Below are 21969 nucleotides of genomic sequence, written 5' to 3'. Positions count from 1 at the left end.
CGATCGTGAGTGAAGGCAGCCCTATGCCGCCATGACGATTTCGTTGAAAGCATCGAGATCGACATAGAAGACCTTGGTGATTTCCTCGATCAGTTCGTCGCGATCGTACCCCTGGGACCTCAATATGTTGATCGCGGTGATGATGTCGACGCGCTCGGTTAGCCGCCGCTTCTGATAATCCTCGACGTAACGTTCCATGGCAGTCCCTTAGCCTGTGTGCCCAAACGCGTTGAACGACAATCAGATCGCAGGAGGGAAGCTAGGAATGCATGCTTGCGTGGAACTTGCCCGGCCTTCGCCGTGCCCCTCGATCTGCGATAACACCAGACTGATACGGAAACGGCCGACTCACAAAACCCAAGAAAAGACTAGCACGCAGCCGCCGGCGCGCCAGAGACACGGATGACTGGATCGAAGAAATATTGGACTGCGAAAGACTTCGGACCGTCACCTGAAGTCCAGTGCCGATTCTAGTGCATGTCACCCAAAAGTGCGCAGCGGTTTTGGGACAACGACATGGACAAAAACACAGATCTAAAGCGCGTCGTTTAAATCCGCCTGGATGCGTCGCGCTTTAGACGGTCAGGAACTTGCGGACATCCGCCCTGTCGAGATCTTCCGCCGGGCCGGTGTGGACGATCAGGCCGCGGTCCATGATGTTGACCTCGTCGGCAAGCTCGCGGCAGAAATCGAGATATTGTTCGACCAAAAGCACGGCGATGCCCGCCTGGTCGCGCAGATAGCGGATGGCGCGGCCGATATCCTTGATGATGGACGGCTGGATGCCTTCCGTCGGTTCGTCGAGCACAAGCAGCTTCGGCCGCATCACCAGCGCCCTGCCGATGGCAAGCTGCTGCTGCTGGCCACCGGAAAGGTCGCCGCCACGGCGACCCAGCATCTGCTTCAGCACCGGGAACAACTCGAAGACATGGGCGGGCACGTTGCGGTCGGCACGTTTCAGTGGCGCAAAGCCCGATTCCAGGTTTTCCCGCACCGTGAGCAGCGGAAAGATCTCCCTGCCCTGCGGTACGAATGCGATGCCCGACCGGGCGCGGTCATACGCCGCGCTCCGGTCGAGCGCCTTCCCCTCGAAGGCAACGCTTCCGCTCGTCAGCCGATGGTGGCCAACGATCGATCTCATCAAACTGGTCTTGCCGACGCCGTTGCGGCCGAGCACGCAGGTGATCTTGCCGGCGCCTGCCTTCAGCGACACGCCACGCAACGCCTGGGCGGCGCCGTAGTGGAGCGTGGCATCAGAAACTTCGAGCATGTCAGCGCCTTCTCCAGAACCGCAGGAAGGACAGATCGAAGCGATGGAATTGAACCCGCCAGACCATGCTCATCTCCCCAGATAGACTTCGACGACGCGCTCGTCGGCAGACACGAAATCGAGCGTGCCTTCGGACAGCACCGAGCCTTCGTGCAGGCAGGTGACCTTGACGCCCAGTTCGCGCACGAAATGCATGTCGTGCTCGACGACGATGACCGAATGGTCGCGCGCGATCTCCTTGAGCAGGCGCGCGGTTTCCTCGGTCTCTGCATCGGTCATGCCGGCGACTGGCTCGTCGACCAGCAGCAGCTTCGGGTCCTGCGCGAGCAGCATGCCGATCTCCAGCCACTGCTTTTGTCCATGGCTCAGATTTGCCGCTAGCTGGTCGCGTTTGTCGCCGAGCCGGATGATGCCGAGAATGTCGTCGATCTGCCGCGCTTCGGCGGTCGAGCGGCGATGGAACAGCGCCGGGAAGATCGAGCGCGGCCCCTTCAGCGCCAGCATCAGATTCTCCTCGATCGTGTGGTTTTCGAAGACCGTCGGCTTCTGGAATTTGCGGCCGATGCCCATCATGGCGATCTCGGCTTCATCATGCCTGGTCAGGTCGATCTGGCCGTCGAAAAACACCTCGCCCTCGTCGGGCCTCGTCTTGCCGGTGACAATGTCCATCATCGTCGTCTTGCCGGCCCCGTTGGGGCCGATGATGGCGCGCATCTCACCCTTGTCGAGCACCAGCGACAAATTGTTGATGGCGCGAAAGCCGTCAAAGGACACCGAGACGCCGTCGAGATAGAGGATCGTGTGCGACTTGCTCATGATCGCTCACTCCGCCGGCTGCGGTTCGGGACTGGTCGACGACCAGTCGCCCGGCTTTGTCGCCGCTCTGCGAACGATCTTCTGCCGCGGCGGGGCGACGGGGTCGGTGCCGGCCTCCTCGGCCAGAGATTCTGCCCGCAGCGCCTTGGCGTTGCCGCGCCAGGAATCCCACATGCCGACGATGCCTTTGGGCAGCAAAAGCGTAACGGCGACGAACAGGCCGCCGAGCGCAAACAGCCAGAATTCCGGCAGCACGCCGGTGAACCAGGATTTGCCGGCATTGATCAGCAGCGCGCCGATGATCGGCCCGACAATGGTGCCGCGCCCGCCGACGGCCGCCCAGATCACCACCTCGATCGAATTGGACGGTTCGAACTCGCCGGGATTGATAATGCCGACTTGCGGCACATAGAGCGCGCCGGCAATGCCGGCCATGACCGCCGAGACGGTGAAGGCGAACAGCTTCACATTCTCCGCCCGCCAGCCGAGGAACCGGGTGCGGCTCTCGGCGTCGCGCACCGCCATCAAGAGCTTGCCATATTTGGAACCGACGATCGCCCAGGTGACGAAGACGGCGAGCGCCAGCGTCACCGCGCTGGCCGCGAACAGCGCCGAACGCGTTGCGTCGGCCTGCACGTTGAAGCCGAGAATATCCTTGAAATCGGTCAGGCCGTTGTTGCCGCCGAAGCCCATGTCGTTGCGGAAGAAGGCGAGCAGCAGCGCATAGGTCATCGCCTGGGTGATGATGGAGAGGTAGACACCGGTGACACGGCTACGGAAGGCGAACCAGCCGAAGACGAAGGCGAGCAGGCCAGGTACCGCCAGCACCATGAGGCCGGCGAACCAGAAATGGTCGAAACCAGTCCAGAACCAGGGCAATTCCTTGTAATTCAGGAACACCATGAAGTCCGGAAGGATGGGGTTGCCATAGACGCCGCGCGCTCCGATCTGGCGCATCAGATACATGCCCATCGCATAGCCCCCGAGCGCGAAGAAGGCGCCGTGGCCGAGCGAGAGAATGCCGCAATAGCCCCAGACAAGGTCGAGCGCCAAGGCGAGCAGCGCATAGCACAGATATTTGCCGGTCAGCGCCACGATGTAGGACGGCACATAGAAGGTGCTGGTCGGCGACACAGCCAGGTTGAGCAGCGGCACGATGATGGCCACCGCCAGCAGGATGAGAATCGTGATGGCGATGCGGCGGTCCGCACCCGCGGCGAAAAAGCGTCCGGTGATCATGCTTCCACCGCCCTGCCCTTGAGCGCAAACAGGCCGCGCGGGCGCTTCTGGATGAACAGGATGATCAGCACCAGCACGACGATCTTGCCGAGCACGGCGCCGGCATAGGGCTCGAGGAGCTTGTTGACGATGCCGAGCGAGAACGCGCCGACCAGCGTGCCCCACAGATTGCCGACGCCGCCGAATACGACAACCATGAAGCTGTCGATGATGTAGCCACGTCCGAGATTGGGCGAGACATTGTCGATCTGGCTGAGCGCGACACCGGCGATGCCGGCAATACCGGACCCGAGCGCGAAGGTCAGCGCGTCGACCCATGGCGTCCTGATGCCCATCGAGGCGGCCATCCGCCGGTTGGCGGTGACGGCGCGCATCTGCAGCCCCCAGGGCGTGCGCTTCATCACATAGAGCAGCACGGCAAAGACGGAGAGCGCGAAAACCAGGATCCAGAGGCGGTTCCAGGTGATCGCGAGCTGGCCGACATTGAACGAGCCCGACATCCAGGAGGGATTGCCGACTTCCTGGTTGGTCGGCCCGAAAATGCTGCGCACGGCCTGCTGCAGGATCAGCGACACGCCCCATGTCGCCAGCAGTGTCTCCAGCGGCCGCCCGTAGAGAAAGCGGATAACACCACGTTCGATGGCCAGGCCGACAAGCGCCGCGACGAGGAAGGCGAGCGGCAGCGCGATGACCAGCGACCAGTCGAACAGGTCGGGAAAGGATGTGCGGATCACCTGCTGGACGACAAAAGTCGTGTAGGCGCCGAGCATGACCATCTCGCCATGCGCCATGTTGATGACGCCCATGACGCCGAAGGTGATGGCAAGCCCGATTGCCGCCAGCAGCAGCACCGAGCCCAGGGAAATCCCGTACCAGATGTTCTGGCCGGCATCCCAGAAGGCCAGCGTCGAATTGATGTTGGCGATTGCGGCCGTCGCCGCTTCCTTGACCGCGCCCAGGGAATTCGCCTCGACCGAGGTAAGCAGCGAAACCGCGTCGCGGTCGCCCCGTGCGCCGATCACCGCGAGGGCCGCGAGCTTGTCGGCATCCGGACGATCCGAGACAAGAACCGAGGCGGCACGGGCCTGTTCGAGCAGGGCCTTGACGCTGGCCACGGTCTCGCTGGCGATCGCGGTGTCGAGCGGCCCGATGTTTGCGGCATCGGGTGTCTTGAAAATGGTGTCGGCAGCGGCGATGCGCACGGCCGGATCCTTGGCGCCGAGCGTCAGCGTGCCCAGCGCATCGCGTACGACGCGGCGCAGTGTGTTGTTGACCTTGATCTTGGTGATGTCGTCCTTGGCGGCATCCGCCGACTTCTCGCCGCTCAGCGGATCGAACAGCTCGACGATGTCGCCCGCTTCCTTGCCGACGAAGACCAGCGAATCCGCCTTGCGGATATAGAGGTTACCGTCGGCGAGTGCGGCAAGCGGTCGTTCGACAGCCGGATCACCTGTGGCCGCCAGGTCGTGGACGACGGCGCCTGTCTCGGAAAAGCCCTGGGCCGTCGCGAATTTGGCGATGATGCCACGCAGATCGGCTTCGCCAGCACCCGACGACGACAGCGTCGCCAGCAGGAACAAAAGCGTCAGGCCAATTGCGCGCAAGAGGTTCATCGGCTTCAGGCGACCCTTGAATGTTGAATTGGGCGTCCGGACGGCGGAGGAAACCGTCCGGACGCTGCGGTCTGAGGTCATGGACCTGCGGTCCAGACCTGGTCAGCCCGGGAGGATCAGTTCGTACCCTTGCCGCCGCACTTGCCGGTGGCGACATTGAAGTTGCCGCAGGACAGAGGCGCGCGCCAATCGGAGATCAGGTCCTTGGAGTCAGGCAGGTAGTCGGACCATTCATCGCCCATCACCAGGCCCGGCGTACGCGAAACCGTCTCGAACTGGCCGTCAGCCTGGATTTCGCCAATCAGCACCGGCTTGGTGATGTGGTGGTTCGGCATCATCGTCGAATAGCCGCCGGTCAGGTTGGGCACTGAAACGCCGATCATGGCGTCGATGACCTTGTCCGGATCGGTGGTGCCGGCCTTCTCGACCGCCTTCACCCACATGTTGAAGCCGATATAGTGGGCTTCCATCGGGTCGTTAGTGGTGCGCTTGTCGTTCTTGATGAACTTGTGCCAGTCGGCGATGAACTTCTTGTTCTCGGGCGTATCGACGCTCTCAAAGTAGTTCCAGGCGGCGAGATGGCCGACCAGCGGCGCCGTGTCGAGACCGGCAAGCTCTTCTTCGCCGACCGAGAAGGCCATGACCGGAATGTCCTCGGCCTTGATGCCCTGGTTGCCGAGCTCCTTGTAGAACGGCACGTTGGCGTCGCCATTGACCGTCGAGACGACGGCGGTCTTTTTGCCGGCCGAACCGAATTTCTTGATTGCGGAAACTTCGGTCTGCCAGTCGGAGAAGCCGAACGGCGTGTAGTTGACCATGATGTCTTCCGCCGCGACGCCCTTGGCCTTCAGATAGGCCTCAAGGATCTTGTTGGTGGTGCGCGGATAAACGTAGTCGGTGCCTTCAAGCACCCAGCGCTTCACCGAACCGCCATCCTCGCTCATCAGATAGTCGACAGCCGGAATGGCCTGCTGGTTCGGCGCCGCACCTGTGTAGAACACGTTGCGCTCGCTTTCCTCGCCCTCATATTGGACGGGATAGAACAGGATGTTGTCGAGCTCTGAGAACACCGGCAGCACCGATTTGCGCGACACCGAGGTCCAGCAGCCGAACACCGCGGCGACCTTGTCCTTGGAGATCAGCTCGCGCGCCTTTTCGGCGAACAGCGGCCAGTTGGAGGCCGGATCGACGACCACGGCTTCGAGCTTCTTGCCGAGCAGGCCACCCTTGGCGTTCTGCTCATCGATGAGCATCAGCATGGCGTCCTTCAGCGTCGTCTCCGAGATCGCCATGGTCCCCGACAGTGAATGGAGAATGCCGACCTTGATCGTGTCGTCGGCCGCCTTGGCAGGCGCGGACATCAACAGGCCGGCGGCAACGACGCTCGCCGAAAACATTTTTGTTATTGTCGAGAAATTACCCCTCATGCCTAACACTCCCAGGCTGGTTGATTGCACCGCAACAATGCAATGCAACCCCCGTGCCAATCGCTCAGGAGATGCCGAACAATAGGTGATAGTTCAACATTATCAGGTGCTTGGTATATTAGTTTTATGAAAACAAAGAGGATCGGTTAAAAATTGATTGAGAGAAATTTGCGCAGCGCACAAGGTGTCTGCCTAATTTTCGCCCAAATTGGCAGTGTGCCTAGTTTTTGGACTTCGCCGGCGGATGTTGCGGCTCGGCGCAGAAATAGGGCAAGCTCGCCCCATCAAACGAGCGACGTCATGGCATCCGGCATTTCACGCATTTTTATCGGCATATTGCTGCTGGCGGCAGCGACCGGCGCTGCCCGAGCCGACTCCAGCGACGGCAAGATGCCCGACGGCACCTACCACTGTGAAGTGTACCTGCTTGGAATGTTTCTCGACCTCGGCGACATCACCATCAAGGGCAACGTCTACAGCGGCCCGGTCACCTTCGGGACCGCCCAGCAGGGCTACAACTACCAGATGGATGCAAACGGCGTGATCTCCTGGCTGGGACCGCTCGGCGGATATACCGCCGGCGGCAATTCACTGTCGCTGACCCAGGCAACGCTCGACGGCCAAAGTGCACCCTCCTTCGACATCATCATGAGGCAGCCCGACGGCGCCTTCACCGCCTCGACCTGCACCAAAGGCAGCGGTCAGTAGATTATTCCCTGGTAATCGCCGCCGCCTCGGCGGGCCTGCCTTGTGTCTCATGTCATCTGGATGTTGCCGAAACCGGATAGGCAGCGGTGCGCCGTCACCATCCACCTTGAGAGGCAGACACAATGGCCAATTCCCCGTCTTCATCCTCCCCTGTCATTCGCGACGTCATCGCCGAGCGCGTCTCGCGCCGTACTCTCCTGAAAGGCAGCCTCGCATCTGGTGCTTTGATCGCCGGCGGCAGCTTCGTCGGTTCGTTGTTTGCCGGAGAAACACATGCCGCGGCGGCGCTTTCCACACTTGGCTTTCCCGAGTTGAAGCGCGTCTACGACAAGACCCACGCCGCCGCAGAGGGTTACGAGACCACGATCGTGGCACGCTGGGGCGACCCGCTCGTGGCCGGCCTGCCGGATTTCGACGGAAACAAGGTCGCCGCTGACGAGCAGGAGAAGCGCTTTGGTTACAATTGCGACTACATTGCCTTCCTGCCGCTGCCGAAAGGCACCGTCAATTCCGACCACGGCCTGCTCTGCGTCAACAACGAATACACCTCGCCCAATGTCATGTTTCCCGGCATGACCGAGGATGACGCCGGCAAGACGATGAGCAAGGAACAGGTAGATCTCGGCATGGCCGCCATGGGTCACTCAATCGTCGAAGTGCTGTTGAAGGACGGCAAGTGGTCGCTGGTCGAGGACAGCCCGCTCAATCGCCGCATCACCGTCAACACCGAAATGATCGTCTCCGGCCCGGTTGCGGGCCACGCCTTGATGCAGACCTCGGCCGATGCCACCGGCACGAAAGTGCTCGGCACCAGCTACAATTGCAGAGGCGGCTTCACCCCGTGGGGCACCGTGCTGACCTGCGAGGAAGGTGTTTCCGACCTGTTCGGCGGCGATCCGAAGAAGGCGCCGACCGCGGACATCCTCGACCGCTATGGCTTCGACGGTTCCGACATCTATGGCCGCGGCCGCTTCCACGACCGCTTCAACATCGACAAGGAGCCGAACGAGGCCAACCGTTTCGACTGGGTGGTCGAGATCGACCCCTATGATCCCCAGTCCAAGCCGGTGAAGCGCACCGCGCTTGGCCGCATGTCGCATGAGGCGTCGACGGTCGTCCTCAACAAGGACGGCCGTGTCGTCGTCTACATGGGCGACGACGATTATTTCGAATACATGTACCGCTTCGTCTCGAACAGGGCCTACGATCCGGCCAAACCGACCTCCGGCAACGACCTCCTGGACGATGGCGTGCTTTCGGTCGCGCGCTACGACGCCGACGGCTCCATGACCTGGCTGCCGCTGATTCACGGCCAGGGCAAGCTTACGGCTGAAAACGGCTTTGCCGATCAGGCCGAGGTGCTGCTGAAAACACGGTTGGCGGCGGACGCGCTGGGTGCCACGCCGATGGACCGCCCGGAGGACATCGAGACCAATCCGGTGACCGGCCGCGTTTATGCGGTGATGACCAAGAACAAGAAGCGCGACCAGTCGAAGGTCAATCCGGCCAACACGCGTCCGGAAAACCTCTGGGGTCACATCGTCGAACTGATCCCGCCAGGCGGCCGCGGCGTGGACGCCGACCATACCGCCGACAAATATGCCTGGGATCTGTTCGTGCTGTGCGGCAACCCGAAGGACGCCGCGGTCGGCGCCACCTTCCACCCGGACACATCGGACAATGGCTGGTTCGTCTGCCCCGACAACATCACTTTCGATCCGGCCGGCCGGCTCTGGGTGGCGACCGACGGTGCCAATGATTTCGACCTGCCGGACGGCGTCTATGGCGTCGACACCGAAGGCCCGGCGCGTGGCCTGCCGAAGCTGCTGTTCACTTGCCCGCATGGCGCCGAAGCAACCGGCCCGTGTTTCACCCCCGACGGCACGACCTTGTTCCTGTCGGTCCAGCACCCGGCCGAGGACGCCGAGACGCTCGACAAGGTGCAGACACTGTGGCCCGACTTCAAGGACGGCCAGTTGCCCCGCCCGTCCGTGGTCGCCATCCGCCGCAAGGACGGGCAGCCGGTCGGCGCTTAATCAGGTCCCACAAAAAGGCGGAACGCGCGTTACGCGTTCCGCATTGCGGCCCGGGAGGACACTGAAATTGGCACCGCCCCGGTTACGGGGCGATGTCTTGCCGGCTCAGATCGTTTTGGCCGACATCTGCGCGGCGATGTAATCGGCCTGGCGGATCGCCAGCGACACGATCGTCAAGGTCGGGTTTTCGGCGGCACCCGTCGTGAACTGGCTGCCGTCCGACACGAACAGGTTCTTGATGTCGTGCGTCTGGCCATGCTTGTTGACGACGCCGTCGGCCGCCTTCTCGCTCATCCGGTTGGTGCCGAGATTGTGGGTCGACGGATAAGGCGGCGTCGGGAAGGTGCGCGTGGCGCCGACCGCAGCGTAAAGCGCGGCGGCCTGCTTGTAGGCATGGTTGCGCATCGCGGTGTCGTTCGGGTGATCGTCGAAATGCACGTCGGCGATCGGCATGCCGTGCTCGTCCTTCATGTCGGCATGCAGCGTGATGCGGTTCTCCGCGCGCGGCATGTCCTCGCCGACGATCCACAGCCCGGCCATGTGGTCGTAGTGGTCGAGCGCCGTGGTGAACGAGCGGCCCCAAGCCCCTGGATCGAGGAAGGCCGCCATGAACGGCAGGCCGAGCGACAGCGTCTCGAACTCGTAGCCGCCGACGAAGCCGCGTGACGGATCATGGCGCGCCTCGTCGCGGATGATGCCGGCCATGGTGGTGCCGCGATACATGTGCACCGGTTTGTCGAAGATGGCGTAGACCGAGCCCGTGGTGTGGCGCATGTAGTTCTTACCCACCTGCCCCGATGAGTTGGCGAGGCCGTCGGGGAATTTGCCCGATGACGAATTGAGCAGCAGCCGCGGGCTTTCGATCGAGTTGCCGGCGACTGCGACGATACGGGCTTTCTGCTCCTGCAGCTTGCCGTCCTTGTCGGCGTAGACCACGCCGGTCACTTTGCCCGAGGCGTCATGGTTGATCTTGATCGCCATGGCGTTCGGCCTGACCTCGAGATGGCCTGTTGCCTCGCCCTTGGGGATCTCGGTGTAGAGCGTCGACCATTTGGCGCCCCATTTGCAGCCCTGGAAGCAGAAGCCGGTTTGCTGGCAGGACAAGCGGTCGTCGCGCTCGACCGAGTTGATGGCCATGTTGCCGGTGTGGCATTCCTTATAGCCAAGCTTGTCGGCGCCAGCCTTCAACACCTTGAAATTGTTGTTGCCCGGCAATCTCGGCCAGTCATTGGTGCCGGTGACCCCCATCTTGGCTTCGGCCTTGGCATAGTAAGGCTCCATCTCTGCCAGCGTGATCGGCCAGTCGAGCAGATTGGCGCCCTCCAGTTTGCCGTAGGTCGACAGCGTCTTGAACTCGTGCTCCTGGAAACGCAGCGACGCTCCGGCCCAGTGGGTCGTCGAACCGCCGACCGACTTGACGATCCAGGCCGGCAGGTTCGGAAAATCCTTGGCCACACGCCAGTCGCCGGAGGTGGTGCGCTTGTCCTTCCAGGCGAGTTGGGTGAACGAATCCCACTCGTCGTTGACAAACTCCTCATATTCGTGGCGCGCGCCGGCCTCCAGGATGACGACGTCGACACCCTTCTGGGCAAGTTCGTTGCCGAGCGTACCGCCGCCGGCGCCCGAGCCGATGATGACGACCACGCCGTCGTTGTTCAGGTCAAATGCTGTTGCCATGGTTTCCTCCCATGATTTTCTGTTAGCGGGTTCAAGAACGAACGGGCTCAGAGCCACTCGATGTCGTTGAAACCGCGCGCGATGTAGCCGCCCTTGGAAAAGGACTCGCCCTCGTAGCCGAAGATCGGCCAGACCTCTTTCTGGTTGTAGAGGCTGACGACGAGGCCGCCACGGATGGCCTGGAAGAACGGCATCGCCTCGATCTGCTTCAGCACCGCGACGCGCTGCTCCTCCCAGCCAAGGCCCCGGTAGCCTCCGTCCCCAGACTTCTTGTCGAGGTCGGCGATACCGTCTTCGATCATCGTCTTGTAGGCGGCGTCCTTGCCGGCCTGCTCGTCATGGCCTTTCACAGCGATGGCGTAATATTTGTCGGGAACCTGATCATGCGGATAGATGTCGCGCGCCATCTGGATCAGCGTCGCCATGGTTTCGGGCTTGAGCGCCGATGTCTCGAGCCCCCAGGCATGTTCGGGGCTGATGACTGCGCTACCGGAAATGACGAGCAACGCACCGATGCCACCGCGTTTGAGAAGCTCACGACGTGAAAGTCCAGGCTTCCCGTCATAGATCGTGACCATAATATTCCTCCCTGCTTGCTATTTGCGCCCCTTGAAGCGCGTCACAATTGACGTGCTTCAAGACCTTGTTTGTGCATCTCGTTGTCCCAAAACCGCTGCGCACTTTTGGGTGAAATGCTTGAGAGCGCCGTTGCTGGCGCCGCACGCGCCGGTGCGGCCGCATTGTCTCCTATTTGAAGCGACCTCCGCGTTGCAGAACCTCGATCTTGTAGCCGTCCGGATCCTCGATGAAGAAGAAGCGGGCGATCGGTGAACCGTCATGGTTGAACTCGACGATCTTCTTCGGGTTGAGGCCGAGCGCGCCGAGGCGGTCATGTTCGCTGTCGAGGTCGGCGATCGAAACCGCGAGGTGGCCGTAACCATCGCCGAGCACGTAGGGCTCGACCCTGCCCTTGTTCACGGTCAGTTCGAGCTCGAACCCGATTTCGGCGTTGCTGAGGTAAATGAGTGTGAACGTCTCGAAGTCCAGCCTGTCGGCAACATCGAGCCCGAAGGCATTCCTGTAGAAATCGACGGATCGGGCCTCGTCGAGAACCCGGATCATGGAATGAATCGCTTTGGCCAAATCAGTCTCCGCCCTTGTGTGGAGGCAATTATGGGCAGAGCGGGGAAAAGGTGGTGGCAGCCGGTTACCACGCCCAAAACCGTGAACCGGCGACGCGCTTTAGGGGACAGGGACGAAAGTCCGATTGCCGTTCCGGCAATTTTGCCCGAGAATGCGCATGGGGACAGGTCGAGCAGTATCAGACCGTACGCCTGCCCGCCCAAGACCAACAAGCATGGGAGGTTTGTCGGATGTGCAGGGTATTTGCGGGCCAGGACCCCGAAGGCTATCGCCAGATCAATCGGTCGATTCGCATTGACGGCCACTCCACCAGCATCCAGCTTGAGGCGACCTTCTGGGCGTTGCTCGATGAAATCGCCGAAAACCAAGGCCTGACGACGCCGAAATTCATCTCCAAGCTTTACGACGAAGCCATCGAGATCAACGGCGCTATTCCAAACTTTGCCTCCATGCTGCGCACCACCTGCGCGCTGTATCTGCGCGGCCATCGGCCGGGCATGGATGAACAGGTGATGCCGAAGCGGCAAGCCGCCTAGCTGTCGACCGCGACAGCAAGCGCCAGCCGGCTCATATCGCTGAACAGGTCCTGGCGCTCGGAGTAGTCTGTCAGTTCATCGGTCTCGATGTTGTCAACCACCGTGCACATCGACAGTGCCCGAGCCCCGAAATGCGCCGCGATGCGGTAAAGCGCGCTGGTTTCCATATCCACGGCCAGAGCACCGGCTGCCTGCGCATCGGCAAAGCGGCCGCGTCCTTCAGGATGATAGAAGATGTCGCTGCAAACCGTCAGGCCGGCACAATGGTCGATGCCAAGTTCGGCTGCCTTGGTCAGCGCGCAGCTGAGAAGTGCTGGATCCGGACCGGCGACAGCCTTGTAGAGGCCGAAAACCTGACCGCTTTGAGCGCTTTCCGCCTGTGCCGATTGCGAGATGACCAGGCTGCGCAGCTTGGCCTTGGCCGTCAGGCTGCCGCAGGTGCCCGTGCGGATCAACGTCCGGGCGCCATAATAGTCAAGTAATTCATGCACATAGATCAGAAACGACGAGACGCCGATGCCGGTCGCTTGAATGCTGATGGGTCTGCCGCGAAACAGTCCGGTAAAGCCAAGGGCGCCGCGTCGGCGATTGATGCAGCGCGGCGCTTCCAGAAAGGTTTGCGCCATCCATTCGGCGCGCTGCGGGTCACCCGGCAACAACACCGTGTCGGCGTAGGCACCCTTGTCTGCTTCGTTGTGTGGCGTCAACCGCTGCTCCCCCAAGCCCGCCTGCCGTTTCAGCCCTCAATCATGGCGTTGTCACGGCGTCTTGCAAGGAAAAGAACATCAGGAGATTCTAATTCTCCAGCACATCCTTGACGATCGTCGCCAGTTGCTTGAGCGAAAACGGCTTTGGCAGGAAGCCGAAATGCGCATCTGCCGGCAGGTTTCTGGCGAATGCGTCCTCGGCATAGCCGGACACGAAGACGAATTTGATGTCCGGCTGGCGCTTGCGCAATTCACCAAGCAGCGTCGGCCCATCCATTTCAGGCATCACCACGTCCGAGACGACGATGTCGACCTTGCCGCCCAGCGCCTCGAACACTTCCAGCGCCTCGACGCCCGAGGAGGCCTCGTGCACCGTATAGCCTCGCGATACCAGCGCCCGCATGCCGCCCATGCGCACGGCGTCCTCGTCCTCGACGAGCAGCACCGTGGCCGAGCCCGACAGATCCTTGGCCGCATCGGCAACCTTCGCCGGTGCCGCCGGCAGATCGCCGAGGTCGCCTGCCTTTTTCGCTTCCGCGATATGACGCGGCAGGAAAATGCGGAAAGTCGAGCCCTTGCCCACCTCGGAATCGCAGAAGATGAAGCCGCCGGTCTGTTTGATGATGCCGTAGACCATCGACAGGCCGAGCCCGGTGCCCTTGCCGACCTCCTTGGTGGTGAAGAAGGGTTCGAAAATCTTCTTCAGCACGTCGGGCGCGATGCCGCTGCCGGTATCCTCGACCTCGACCACGACATAGTCGGCCGGGGTGAGCTCGCGGTAGGAAAAGGCCTTGCATTCCTCGGCGGTCACATTGCGCGTGCGCACGGTGAGATCGCCGCCTGCCGGCATGGCGTCGCGCGCGTTGACCGCAAGGTTGACCACCACCTGTTCGAACTGCCCGATATCGACCTTGACCGGCCACAGGTCGCGGCCATGATCGACCTTCAGCTTGATGTCGTTGCCGACTAGGCGGGCCAGCAGCATCCTGAGATCGGCCAGCACGTCGGTCAGGTTGAGCACTTCCGGCCGCAGCGTCTGCTTGCGCGAGAAGGCCAGCAATTGCCGCACCAGCGAGGCCGCCCGGTTGGCATTCTGCTTGATGTTCATGATGTCGGGGAAGGACGGGTCCGACGGCCGGTGGTTGGTCAACAAAAGGTCGGACGCCATAATGATGGCGGTCAGCACATTGTTGAAGTCGTGCGCGATGCCGCCGGCAAGCTGGCCGACCGCCTGCATCTTCTGGCTTTGCGCCATCTGCCCTTCGAGTGCCTTCTGCTCCGTCGTCTCGACGGCGTAGACGATCGCCGACTCCTCGGCACCCTCGCCGCCGGTGCCGTCGGCGACCGCGTTGACGTAGAAGCGGATGTGCCGGTCATCGTTGCCGGGCAGCAAGGTATCGATCGGCTCGATGTCGGCCTGCCGCTGCTGCGCCTTTTCGAAAGCCGCGGCGAAGGCCGGCCGGTCGCGCTCGTGGATCACCGTGTCGAGCCGCACGCGGCGATCGACGGCGTCCCGGTCGACGACGGACGAAAACAGCGACAGGAACGGCGCATTGGTGCGCAAGATGCGACCGCTGTGGTCGACGCCGGCAATCGCCATCGGTGTCGAGTTGAAGAAGCGGGTGAAGCGCACTTCCGAAGCACGAAGGTCGGCCGAAGCGTCCTCGCCCTGCGTGCGGTTGAGCACGATCGTGCGCGTCGGCCCGTTGAGGCCTTCGCGGCTGGCCGAAACGCGGTGCATAAAACGCACCGGCAGCGCCTCGCCCGTCATCGTCGTCAGGTCGAGATCGATGACCGCGTTGCGTGTCGTTCCGGGGTCGGCCTTGACCGAGCGGACCAGCGCCATGCCGTCGCCGGCCACGATCTCCGGCAGGGTGACGGAACCGGGCGTGAAGCTGGTAAGGTCAATGCCCAGCCATTCGGCAAGCGTGGCGTTGATGTAGGTGACGCGGCCGTCCTGGTCGGCTGAAAAGAACCCGGCTGGCGCATGGTCGAGGTGATCGATCGCCTTCTGCAGGTCGAGGAAGAAACGCTCCTGCTCGGCACGTTCCTGTGAGATGTCGGCAAGCTGCCAGGCCAGCATCGGCAGCCGCTGGCCCGGAACGCTGAAGGCGCGGGCACGCGCCCGGTACCAGCGGGCGCCGGGCTCGGCGCCCGGACGAATGGACTGCGCAAGACGAAACTCGCCGTCGCCCGACTGTCCGTCGCGCAGGCCGGACGCGAGCCGATAGATCGTCACCGAGGCTTCTGGGACATCGGAAAGCAGCCCTTCGACTGTCTTCAGGTCTGCCGCCGACGTCGCGCCGGTCATGTCGGCATAGGCCCGATTGGCGTAGACGACGCGGCCCTTGGAGTCGGTGACGAGAAGGCCCTGCGACATCGAATCAACGAATGCCTTCGAGAGTTCGTCACCGGTCGAGCGTGGCGTGATCTGCACGAAGCCGATCGCCGTGGCGAACAGGAAGCCGACGCCGATCATCGCCAGCACACCGAGCATGCCGAGCAGGAAAGGGTCGCCCAGGCGCTCGCGGAAAAGGCCGAAGACAATAGCGGCCCCGGTCAGAACGACGATGAAAATGATGAGCCGGGTAACCGCGCCCGGTCGCGTATTCTGGTCGACGATCGGTACCGGATAGAAATCGCCGCGCGCTTCCTTGGCCATGTGCCCCCTGCTCGTGAATTCCGGTGTTCCGACACCCGCCCTTGACCGGTTGAATCATATTCTCCTGGTCCGGAAAAGGCCTGGGCGGCAAATGTCGGATAAAAATGATATCTTCCGGCCCTCGGAGTTTTCAAGCTGTTCATCAAGCGCGGAAACGCATTGCGGTAGCCCGCCGCAACGGTCTAGTGTCGCATCACCTCCTCAGGGCAATCAGGGAAAACCAATGCAATGGCTGGATAGCGTGGCGGGCCCCGGTTATGCCGCAGCACTGTTGTGGACGTTTGCAGCGCTTGTCCTGCTGGTCATCGTTCTCGTTATCATCAAGCTTGTGCGCAACCTGACGTTCGGAACCTTCGTTGCCGGCGGCAGGAACCGCAAGACGCGGCTGGCCGTCATGGACGCCACCGCCGTCGACAGCCATCGCCGGCTGGTGCTGATACGCCGCGATGATATCGAACATCTGCTGCTGATCGGCGGTCCGACCGACGTTGTCGTCGAACGTGACATCCGGCTTTCGGCGCCACGCCGTCCGGCGCTGACCGGAGATGGCGGCTTGCAGCCGGTCCCGGCCGCCGCGGCCCCAGCGGCGAAACCGCGTGCACCTCAACCCGCTCCTCCGCCGCCGGCTAGGCAGGCACCTGCTCCGCAGCCGGTGAACGCGTCGCCGCCCGCACGCCCGCGCCAGGCAGCGCCAACACCGGTGCCGGCACCGGCACCGCTACCGAAGCCGCAGCCGACCAATGTCACTCCGCTGCCCGCCTATGGATCCGCGAGCGCCAATGCCGTCAGGCAGGCGCCACCGCCGCCAACGCAGGACAGCATCGACGATAAGCTGATGAAGGAACTCGAAGTGTCGCTCGACCAGCCGCGTTCGAGCGGCCCGGTAAGCAAGCCGGCGGCGAAGGCACCGCAGTCGCTCGACGACGAAATGACGAAGCTTCTGGGCGAACTCTCCAGCCAGAAGAGATGATCGGATCCTGACCTGCCCAGCCGGCCGGGGAATTCGGCCGGTGGGGCGTCAACCAAAAAAATGGCCGGAAAACCGGCCATTTTTGATATCAACGTCGCAAACCCTCTTGGGCACAGCCCAAGGGCGGCGCGTCAGTCGTCGCGATAGACCTTTTCGCGACGCTCATGCCGCTCCTGCGCTTCGATCGACAACGTCGCGATCGGACGTGCATCGAGGCGCTTCAACGCGATCGGCTCGCCGGTCTCCTCGCAATAGCCGTAAGTGCCTTCGTCGATGCGCTGCAGGGCGGAATCGATCTTTGCGATGAGCTTGCGCTGACGGTCGCGGGCCCTGAGCTCGATAGCGCGGTCGGTTTCCGAAGACGCGCGGTCGGCGAGATCGGGGTGGTTGGCGTTTTCCTGTTGCAGGATTTCGAGAGTTTCGCGCGCTTCGCGCAATATGTCATTCTTCCAGGTGACGAGCTTTTGGCGGAAGTAGGATTTCTGCCGCTCGCTCATGAACGGCTCGTCTTCGGAGGGTATGTAATCGGCGGTAACGATGTCGTTCATTCGACTCACCCAAACTGCCCCAATTTTGGCGCTTATATATTCGCGGTCCGACGCCTGCACAAGCGCAATCGGCCGCTGTCTCTCGCAATTGTTAATGTTCGGTGGCGGGCGCCTTTGCAGCAGCGAATGGTCGTTTTGATACCAAACTACGCTTCGACACTTTGGATCCCGTGCAACATGCTTTTCGAAGACCGGCATGTTCTTCACGCCGAAGCACAAGCGCCTTTTGCGGCACCGCACATCGATGATTCGCTGTGTTTGAAGAACACGGGCCATTGTGCGCAGCGGCTTTCTCGTGGCTAATCCAGGAAGTTTCGGCATTCGGCGTCAGCGGAGGTTGGGTGGGCACGCTTTATCTGTTGCGACATGCCAAGGCCGGCTGGGCACTGCCCGGCATGCGCGATTTCGACCGCCCGCTCGACGCATCCGGCCGCGCCGATGCCGAAATGATGGGCGCCGCCATGCGGTCCCACCGCTATGTTCCGGACCTGACCATCTGCTCCAACGCCAAACGCGCCAAGGAGACGCTGGAAGGCCTGGCCGGTCAGACCGACACCGGCCGGGTCCTGTTCTTCGACACGCTCTACAGCGAAGACGCCGCCGGTTACCTCCGCCTCATCCGCGACAATGGCGGATCGGGTTCGTTGCTAGTCATCGGCCACAACCCGATGACGGAGGATCTCGCCATGGCGGTTTCAGGCGACGGCGACGAGACGGCGCGGGCCACCCTCAACCACGGGTTCCCGACCACGGGTCTGGCGGTCGTCCGCTTCGACGGCGATTTGGCAAAAGCCGCCCAGGCTGCCGGCTATCTCGAAGCGTTCCTGACGCCGGCCGATCTCTGACGCCATTTCAAAGCCAGGTTCCACAGCCTATATCGGGCAGACCGAAGCCCGAGAGATCATATTTTGGCATCATCGCTGACCACCTTCACCGACGAGGCGAGGATTGCCCTCGACACGCTGTCGGGCCGCGCCACCGGGCTTTTCTCTCCATCGCTGCGATTGGGTGTCACGGGCCTTTCCCGCGCCGGCAAGACGGTGTTCATATCGGCCTTTGTCCACAATCTGATCCATGGCGGGCGCCTGCCGCTGTTCGAGGCCCAGAAATCCGGGCGCATCGCCCGTGCCTTCCTCGAACAGCAGCCTGACGACGCCGTGCCGCGCTTCCAGTACGAGGATCACATCGCCGCACTGGTCAACGATCGCGCCTGGCCCGATTCGACGCGCGCCATTTCCGAATTGCGGCTGACCATCGAATATGAATCGGCCTCCGGCTGGAGCCGCATGTTTTCCTCCGGCAAGCTGTCGGTCGATATCGTCGACTATCCCGGCGAATGGCTGCTCGACCTGCCGCTGCTTGGCAAATCCTTCGCCGATTTTTCCGGCGAAGCCTTCGAAATGGCCGTTTTGCCGGTGCGCGAGGACCTGTCGCAGGCTTGGCGGGCGCTGTCGGCGGAGATCGACCCGAACGCCGATGCAGACGAGATGACGGCGCGCCGCCTGGCCGAAAGCTTCGCCGCCTATCTGAAGGCGTGCAAGCTCGACGAGCGGGCGCTTTCGACCTTGCCGCCCGGCCGCTTCCTGATGCCTGGCGATCTCGAAGGCTCGCCCGCACTCACCTTCGCGCCCCTGCCTGGGCTGGGCGACAGGCGCCCACGCCTAGGGTCGCTGCACGCCATGATGGACAGGCGTTACGAGGCCTACAAGACGCATGTCGTCAAACCGTTCTTCCGCGAACACATCACGCGCCTCGATCGCCAGATCGTGCTGATCGATGCCATGCAGGCGCTGAACGCTGGGCCCGGCGCCATGGCCGACCTAGAGCGCGCGGTGACCGAGATCCTCAGTTGTTTCCGTCCCGGCCGCGGCAGCTTCCTCACCGACCTGTTTTCACGGCGCATCGACCGCATCCTGGTTGCCGCGACCAAGGCCGACCATCTGCACCACGAAAGCCATGACCGCTTGCAGGCGATTGTGCGGCGGCTTGCCGACCGTGCCGTGGCCCGCGCGAATTTCACCGGTGCCGATGTCGATGTGGTGGCCATGGCGGCGGTGCGCGCGACGCGCGAAGGCACTGTCAAGCAGGGCCGGGAGACACTTCCCGTCATCATCGGCACGCCGATCGCCGGGGAGAAGATCAACGGCGAAACTTTTGACGGCAAAACGGAAACTGCCATATTTCCCGGTGATTTACCGGAGAACATTGATGCGGTGTTCGATGCTTCGGGGCCCGATCACAAGCAGGATACCGGGGATCCGGCAATCCGCTTCGTCCGTTTCCGTCCCCCAAAGCTCGAGCGCACCGCCGAAGGTGTCACGCTGTCGCTGCCGCATATCCGGCTCGACCGTGCCTTGCAGTTCCTGATTGGAGATCATCTGGCATGACCGCGCCCCGCAAGCCGGCCGCATTCCGTATCGAGCCGGAAGCCGAATCGAAACAAGAGGCGCCTGAGGCACGCCGTGCCCAGGTCCAGGTTGACTCCCAGCGGAAGCCCCGTGCGATGAAGACCGATGTCGCGATGGTCATCCCGGCGGAAGTCGATGTCTTCGACGAGCCTGACATCGTTGCCGCCGAACCGCCGCCGGCGATCGCCCCCAGAAAGCGGTCGCTGCTCGGCAGCATCTTCTTCGGCGCCTTTGGTGTGCTGGTTTCGCTGGCTGTCGGCCTGTGGACCGATCAGCTCATACGTGACCTCTTTGCGCGTGCCGAATGGCTGGGCTGGCTGGCCGCCGGCATGGCGGCCATTGCCGTGCTGGCGCTTCTGGTCATCCTGATCCGCGAGTTCCTGGCCATCGCCCGCCTCGCCGAGGTCGAAAAGCTGCAGAAGCGAGCGCTCGATGCGATTGCACGCGACGATCCCAAGGCGGCACGATCGGTGGTCGACGAGCTGTCGGCCTTCGTCGCGGCCAAGCCCGAGACCGCGGCCGGTCGCCGCGCGCTGGCCGAACTGCGCGGCGAAATCATCGATGGCGGCAATCTGGTGCGGTTGGCCGAAGCCGAAATTCTCGGCCCCCTCGATGCCAGGGCCAAGGTGATGATTCTCGAGGCGGCCAAACGCGTCTCGCTGGTGACGGCGGTCAGCCCGCGCGCGCTGGTCGATGTCGCCTATGTCGTGTTCGAGGCCGGACGCCTCATTCGCCGCCTGTCGGAGCTTTATGGTGGGCGGCCGGGAACGCTCGGCTTCTTCCGCCTCGCGCGCAGCGTGCTGGCGCATCTGGCGGTCACCGGTTCGATCGCCGTCGGCGACAGTTTCGTCCAGCAGATCGTCGGCCACGGCCTGGCGGCGCGCCTTTCGGCCAAGCTCGGCGAGGGCGTCGTCAATGGCATGATGACGGCGCGCATCGGCATCGCGGCGATGGAGACAACGCGTCCCCTGCCCTTCAGCGCCGCGAAGCGTCCGGGACTGGGCGATTTCCTCTCAGCGCTGACATCGTTTGCAACCAGGAAAGATGCCGAAACAACCCCATCCGGCAAGTGAACCTGGCTGCAGCTTTTGGATCTTCGGAATTGTTACCGGACTGCTTTGCGGCGGTCCCGTAGTGACGAAGCATTAACCAATCTTGTTCATGGTCAGACGGGTTCCAAACAGCCTCTTTGTTGCCGGGTGTCGTCGATGAAAAGTGTAATTCTGTCCAGCGTCTTGCCCCTGGCAATCGTGATAACAGCACTCGTCGGCGTTGCCGGAGCGGCTTCCGCCGCGGAGCCGGACAAGCAGTTCTTCCAGTCGGCCGAAGGCAAATGGATTGGACCCGGCGAAATCGTCGCCGGCAAGTACAAAGGCACCAAATTCAACTGCAGCTTCACCGGCTCGACGCCGGACGGCAAGGTAGGCATGACGCTCGACGGCGGTTGCCGGGTCGGCATGTTCACCCAGCAGATGTCGGCCAAGATCGAGCGCAAGGGCCGCGAGGGCTACAAGGGCAGCTTCATGGGCGGCGCGACCGGTTCCGGCCTAGACATCATCGGCGGCAATGTCGTCGATGCCCGCAAGGTGGTCTTCACCATCAACCGCAACCAGCTGCGCGGCGTCATGCAGGCCCGCATCCCTGACGACAATTCGATGACGGTGACCATTGCGGTGCGTGTCGACGACCAGTTGGTGCCGGTGATCGGCATGAGCCTGAAGCGCGTCGATGCCATCGAAGTCGGCTCCATCGCGCCAAACTGAACAATCATAGATCTCTAAAAGCAAGAAGGCGGCGACCCAACGGTCGCCGCCTCATTCAAACCGCTTCGATCCTGCGATTAGCCCTTGATCGCGGCCGTCACCTCGTCATACGCCTTGCAGGCGTCGGCCAATGTCGTGGTGCCCTGATATTTGGTTGTCACGGCCTGCACCTTGGCCGTCAGGTCAGCCGCCTTGGACGGGTCCTTGGTGATCGCTTCCTGCAGCGCGGCAGCCATGTCCTGCGCTTTCTTGGTTGCAATCTCGGCCGTGCACTCGGGCGCCTTCGAGCACGCCGAACCGGCTAGCACCGCCAGGCCGACGGCAACAAACAAAAACTTCTTCATGTCAGTCATCTCCTCAAAAGGGCTCGACTTGATCGTCGCTCACCCTCCAATGGCCGAAGCCGAGCGTCCTTAGCCTTCGATTGTGGCAAGATGCAACGCGTT

At 62.5% G+C, this 21969-nt stretch carries 21 protein-coding genes; 8 read left to right on the top strand and 13 right to left on the bottom strand.

Features of this window, described 5'->3' with window-relative positions:
• Positions 1-21: 21 nt before the first annotated feature.
• The 6 genes from AC07FD_RS02380 to urtA form a co-directional block, all read right to left on the bottom strand.
• Complete coding sequence (locus AC07FD_RS02380; protein WP_111546440.1) at positions 22-198, bottom strand: hypothetical protein; 177 nt, start codon at positions 196-198, stop codon at positions 22-24.
• A 376-nt stretch (positions 199-574) separates the two neighbouring features.
• Complete coding sequence (gene urtE, locus AC07FD_RS02375; protein WP_477288868.1) at positions 575-1270, bottom strand: urea ABC transporter ATP-binding subunit UrtE; 696 nt, start codon at positions 1268-1270, stop codon at positions 575-577.
• A 69-nt stretch (positions 1271-1339) separates the two neighbouring features.
• Positions 1340-2086 (bottom strand): urea ABC transporter ATP-binding protein UrtD, encoded by a 747-nt coding sequence (gene urtD, locus AC07FD_RS02370; RefSeq protein WP_478348480.1) that lies wholly within the window; start codon positions 2084-2086, stop codon positions 1340-1342.
• 6 nt (positions 2087-2092) lie between these two features.
• Positions 2093-3325 carry an urea ABC transporter permease subunit UrtC gene (gene urtC / locus AC07FD_RS02365; RefSeq protein WP_478348479.1) on the bottom strand — a complete coding sequence of 411 codons (1233 nt, stop codon included), beginning with the start codon at positions 3323-3325 and terminating at the stop codon, positions 2093-2095.
• Entirely contained in the window at positions 3322-4938 is a 1617-nt protein-coding gene (urtB, locus tag AC07FD_RS02360; RefSeq protein ID WP_478348497.1) for an urea ABC transporter permease subunit UrtB, read from the bottom strand. Before urtB ends, urtC begins: the two co-directional genes overlap by 4 nt.
• Positions 4939-5054: 116 nt before the next feature.
• On the bottom strand, positions 5055-6365 hold the full coding sequence (gene urtA, locus AC07FD_RS02355; RefSeq protein ID WP_126069003.1) for an urea ABC transporter substrate-binding protein: 1311 nt from the start codon (positions 6363-6365) through the stop codon (positions 5055-5057).
• A gap of 300 nt (positions 6366-6665) precedes the next feature.
• Here urtA and AC07FD_RS02350 point away from each other — a divergent pair, with 300 nt between their 5' ends.
• Together AC07FD_RS02350 and AC07FD_RS02345 are read left to right on the top strand one after the other, a co-directional pair.
• Positions 6666-7073 (top strand): hypothetical protein, encoded by a 408-nt coding sequence (locus AC07FD_RS02350; RefSeq protein WP_478348478.1) that lies wholly within the window; start codon positions 6666-6668, stop codon positions 7071-7073.
• A 122-nt stretch (positions 7074-7195) separates the two neighbouring features.
• Positions 7196-9109 (top strand): PhoX family protein, encoded by a 1914-nt coding sequence (locus AC07FD_RS02345; protein ID WP_478348477.1) that lies wholly within the window; start codon positions 7196-7198, stop codon positions 9107-9109.
• A 105-nt stretch (positions 9110-9214) separates the two neighbouring features.
• On the opposite strand, the gene AC07FD_RS02340 is transcribed toward AC07FD_RS02345, so the two are convergent.
• From AC07FD_RS02340 to AC07FD_RS02330, 3 genes are all read right to left on the bottom strand, one after another.
• Positions 9215-10786, bottom strand: coding sequence for a GMC family oxidoreductase (locus AC07FD_RS02340; RefSeq protein WP_478348476.1), 1572 nt, complete (start codon positions 10784-10786; stop codon positions 9215-9217).
• A gap of 47 nt (positions 10787-10833) precedes the next feature.
• Entirely contained in the window at positions 10834-11364 is a 531-nt protein-coding gene (locus AC07FD_RS02335) for a gluconate 2-dehydrogenase subunit 3 family protein (protein ID WP_478348475.1), read from the bottom strand.
• A 169-nt stretch (positions 11365-11533) separates the two neighbouring features.
• On the bottom strand, positions 11534-11929 hold the full coding sequence (locus AC07FD_RS02330) for a VOC family protein (protein WP_478348474.1): 396 nt from the start codon (positions 11927-11929) through the stop codon (positions 11534-11536).
• 230 nt (positions 11930-12159) lie between these two features.
• Between AC07FD_RS02330 and AC07FD_RS02325 the strand changes: the two genes are divergently transcribed.
• Positions 12160-12465 (top strand): ribbon-helix-helix domain-containing protein, encoded by a 306-nt coding sequence (locus tag AC07FD_RS02325; RefSeq protein WP_095085078.1) that lies wholly within the window; start codon positions 12160-12162, stop codon positions 12463-12465.
• Here the strand turns inward: AC07FD_RS02325 and AC07FD_RS02320 are convergent.
• Together AC07FD_RS02320 and cckA are read right to left on the bottom strand one after the other, a co-directional pair.
• Positions 12462-13172, bottom strand: coding sequence for a purine-nucleoside phosphorylase (locus tag AC07FD_RS02320; protein ID WP_478348473.1), 711 nt, complete (start codon positions 13170-13172; stop codon positions 12462-12464). The genes AC07FD_RS02325 and AC07FD_RS02320 overlap by 4 nt on opposite strands.
• Positions 13173-13260: 88 nt before the next feature.
• Entirely contained in the window at positions 13261-15834 is a 2574-nt protein-coding gene (gene cckA, locus AC07FD_RS02315; RefSeq protein WP_478348472.1) for a cell cycle histidine kinase CckA, read from the bottom strand.
• A gap of 223 nt (positions 15835-16057) precedes the next feature.
• On the opposite strand from cckA, the gene AC07FD_RS02310 reads away from it, so the two are divergent.
• Positions 16058-16804: a hypothetical protein gene (locus AC07FD_RS02310; RefSeq protein ID WP_478348471.1), complete on the top strand. Its 747-nt coding sequence runs from the start codon at positions 16058-16060 to the stop codon at positions 16802-16804.
• 131 nt (positions 16805-16935) lie between these two features.
• Here the strand turns inward: AC07FD_RS02310 and dksA are convergent, their stop codons facing one another.
• A complete protein-coding gene (gene dksA / locus AC07FD_RS02305) occupies positions 16936-17352 on the bottom strand; it encodes an RNA polymerase-binding protein DksA (protein WP_478348470.1) in 417 nt (138 codons plus the stop codon).
• Positions 17353-17693: 341 nt separating this feature from the next.
• Here dksA and AC07FD_RS02300 point away from each other — a divergent pair, with 341 nt between their 5' ends.
• The 4 genes from AC07FD_RS02300 to AC07FD_RS02285 all read left to right on the top strand — a co-directional run bounded on the left by AC07FD_RS02300 (position 17694) and on the right by AC07FD_RS02285 (position 21523).
• On the top strand, positions 17694-18197 hold the full coding sequence (locus AC07FD_RS02300) for a SixA phosphatase family protein (RefSeq protein ID WP_478348469.1): 504 nt from the start codon (positions 17694-17696) through the stop codon (positions 18195-18197).
• A 63-nt stretch (positions 18198-18260) separates the two neighbouring features.
• Positions 18261-19739, top strand: coding sequence for a YcjX family GTP-binding protein (locus AC07FD_RS02295; protein WP_478348468.1), 1479 nt, complete (start codon positions 18261-18263; stop codon positions 19737-19739).
• Positions 19736-20833 (top strand): YcjF family protein, encoded by a 1098-nt coding sequence (locus AC07FD_RS02290; RefSeq protein ID WP_477415805.1) that lies wholly within the window; start codon positions 19736-19738, stop codon positions 20831-20833. The genes AC07FD_RS02295 and AC07FD_RS02290 overlap by 4 nt, the downstream gene beginning before the upstream one ends.
• Positions 20834-20968: 135 nt before the next feature.
• Positions 20969-21523, top strand: coding sequence for a hypothetical protein (locus tag AC07FD_RS02285; RefSeq protein WP_478348467.1), 555 nt, complete (start codon positions 20969-20971; stop codon positions 21521-21523).
• A 77-nt stretch (positions 21524-21600) separates the two neighbouring features.
• Here AC07FD_RS02285 and AC07FD_RS02280 read toward each other — a convergent pair whose 3' ends face one another.
• Positions 21601-21867, bottom strand: coding sequence for a hypothetical protein (locus AC07FD_RS02280; RefSeq protein ID WP_095085087.1), 267 nt, complete (start codon positions 21865-21867; stop codon positions 21601-21603).
• Positions 21868-21969: the final 102 nt, after the last annotated feature.

The sequence above is a fragment of the Mesorhizobium waitakense genome (genome assembly GCF_056431085.1).
Note: the sequence above shows the minus strand (reverse complement) of the source record. Positions and strands in the feature narration are given on the sequence as shown.